The 2,155-nt window shown below is 57.9% G+C and carries 4 protein-coding genes; 1 reads left to right on the top strand and 3 read right to left on the bottom strand.

The window, feature by feature from the left end:
- On the top strand, positions 1–228 hold a 228-nt coding region (locus tag RMO15_RS30170; protein WP_309721958.1), incomplete at its 5' end, for a PEP-CTERM sorting domain-containing protein.
- 237 nt (positions 229–465) lie between these two features.
- Here the strand turns inward: RMO15_RS30170 and RMO15_RS30175 are convergent.
- The 3 genes from RMO15_RS30175 to RMO15_RS30185 are packed head-to-tail and all read right to left on the bottom strand — an operon-like array spanning position 466 to position 2,037.
- On the bottom strand, positions 466–1,206 hold the full coding sequence (locus RMO15_RS30175; protein ID WP_309721961.1) for a YebC/PmpR family DNA-binding transcriptional regulator: 741 nt from the start codon (positions 1,204–1,206) through the stop codon (positions 466–468).
- A gap of 25 nt (positions 1,207–1,231) precedes the next feature.
- The gene (locus RMO15_RS30180) at positions 1,232–1,615 is read right to left on the bottom strand and encodes a hypothetical protein (RefSeq protein WP_309721964.1); all 384 of its coding nucleotides are present in this window, start codon (positions 1,613–1,615) and stop codon (positions 1,232–1,234) included.
- Positions 1,612–2,037 carry a hypothetical protein gene (locus RMO15_RS30185; protein WP_309721966.1) on the bottom strand — a complete coding sequence of 142 codons (426 nt, stop codon included), beginning with the start codon at positions 2,035–2,037 and terminating at the stop codon, positions 1,612–1,614. The genes RMO15_RS30180 and RMO15_RS30185 overlap by 4 nt, the downstream gene beginning before the upstream one ends.
- Between the last annotated feature and the right edge of the window lie 118 nt (positions 2,038–2,155).

Genomic DNA, 2,155 nt, shown 5'->3' on the forward strand with positions numbered 1-2,155 from the left:
GGCCTCGCATTTAATTCTGTGGGGAACCTCGCTGTCTCAAATTATAGCAATAACACAGTTAGCCTCTTCAGCTCCGCAGGTGTCTTCCAGAGTAGCATTAGCACAAACCTGAACGGCCCTACAGGTATGGCCTTTTCCTCCGCTCCAGAACCTGGTACGCTTGCGTTTCTTGCTCTCGGTGGCACGCTGGTGCTAGTGCGGCGGCGTGGGCGTAAGCAGGAGGCGTAAGGTTCCTATTGTCTTATGGAATCAGAAACTCACACGATGATCTCTGAGGTGACCATCACACTGACCCGACAGGAAGCGGATGCTCTCATGGCGCTGTTGTTGCGTGCCCCGGCTACGGCGGAGCTTTCGGCGGAGCGTATCGAGAAGCTGCTCCTTCGGATTCTTAAAACTCTGACGCTGGGGCAAACTAAAACGAGCGAGGAGAAATCCTCGCTCGTTTCTGGGGTGACAGAGAGGTCAGTCTTCGAGGGCTTCGTCGCTAAACTCCAGGTTGTGGTAGACATTCTGCACGTCGTCGTTGTCCTCAAGTGCATCCAGAAGCTTGAGGACTTTCTTCTGCTCGGCCACATCCAGCTCGGCCATCGTGGTGGGGATCTGCTGGATCTCTGCCGAGGACGTGGCGATCTTGGCAGCGTCTAAGGCGTCGCGCACTGTGGCGAAGTCCGTGAACTCCGTCGTGATCTCAAAGCCGCCATCGTCGGTGGGCTGGACATCTTCCGCACCCGCCTCGATGGCCACTTCCATCAGCGTCTCTTCGGTCGTCACGCCAGGATCAATCACCATAATGCCCTTGCGCTCGAACATATACCCCACGCTCCCCGACTCGCCGATACGCCCGCCATTCTTGGCAAAGGCGCTTCGAATCTCGGGGAACGTGCGGTTGATGTTGTCGGTGAGGCACTCCACGATAATCGCAACCCCGCCGGGGCCGTAGCCTTCGAACGTGCGCTCGTCTAAGTTGCCGCCATCTAGCTCCCCGGTTCCCCGCTGGATCGCTCGCTTGATCGTATCGGCAGGCACCGAGCTCTGCTTGGCCGTCTGAACCGCCATGCGTAGCCGGATATTGGTGTCCGGGTTGCCGCCGCCCTTGGCCGCCATGATGATCTCTTTTGCCAGCTTGGTGAAGAGCTTGCCGCGCACCGCGTCTTGCTTGCCCTTACGCAACCGAATATTATGCCACTTGCTATGGCCAGACATAGTTCTTAAAATCCTCCGTTGGATTTTACCGCATTGCCAGCGCCTCCCGCGTGCGCCACTCTAGTATGCCCAGCGCTCCCACATAGATTCCCTCGCCTATCAGATGCACCAGCCCAAAGACGCTGGCTACCCGCAGGTAGATAGCGCCCATAACAAAACAGCCGACCGCCCAGCAGAGATTGGCGAGGGCCAGTGCGCCGATTCGAGATTTTGTCCGGTAGCGCGGTGCCACGGCGAGCAAGTACGAGAAGCAGGCGTATGCCAGATTGCAAGCTCCCATTACCAGCAGGAGGTTATCGGGGAGGGCATAGAGTCTGGCCAGCCAGCCTCGGGCAAGCAAGACGGCCACCCCCACCAGAAAGCCACCCGTGCAGTCAATCCAGAGGAGGTGTGTTCGACGGATTGTCATACGGTGTAGCGCTTGTTCCAGCTCGCAGGAAACGTCAGCCCATTGCCGTAGACAAAGCGAATGAGCTGTCCGTGGTGCTGCACCTCGTGCTCCAGGAGCGCAAAAGCGAGCTCTAGTTGCGCCTCAGTGAAGTCCACAAAGTCCAGCTCGCCAAGCTGCTGTTGCGTCGCCTCCAGCGCGGCCAGTACGGCTTGTTTCACCTGCGGCTCCTGGAGACTGCACCCAAATCCTTGCCAGCCGCCGTTTTGTATCGCCGTAAGGTAGCTCTCTCGCGCCCCGATAATACACCAGAGCTGTCCCGAGATACGGTTGGACGGCAGCTCCGGCAAGTCCAGGCGCAGGGACGGCTCCTCCAAGTGCGTCACCAGCTCGTGCGTGAGCTGGAAAGCGCACATTAGTCTTTTCTTGAGCATTTGGTTCATAGAAGTGTTGCACTTAGGGCAAGCCAGCCCGGCTGTTCTACAGACTTACAGCGAACTGTCATCGCTGTCTTGGTTGTTCTCTGAACTCCATCAGAGAGTACGCTCCATAAAACGCCAG

The sequence above is a fragment of the Armatimonas sp. genome (assembly GCF_031410135.1).
Lineage (GTDB): Bacteria > Armatimonadota > Armatimonadia > Armatimonadales > Armatimonadaceae > Armatimonas.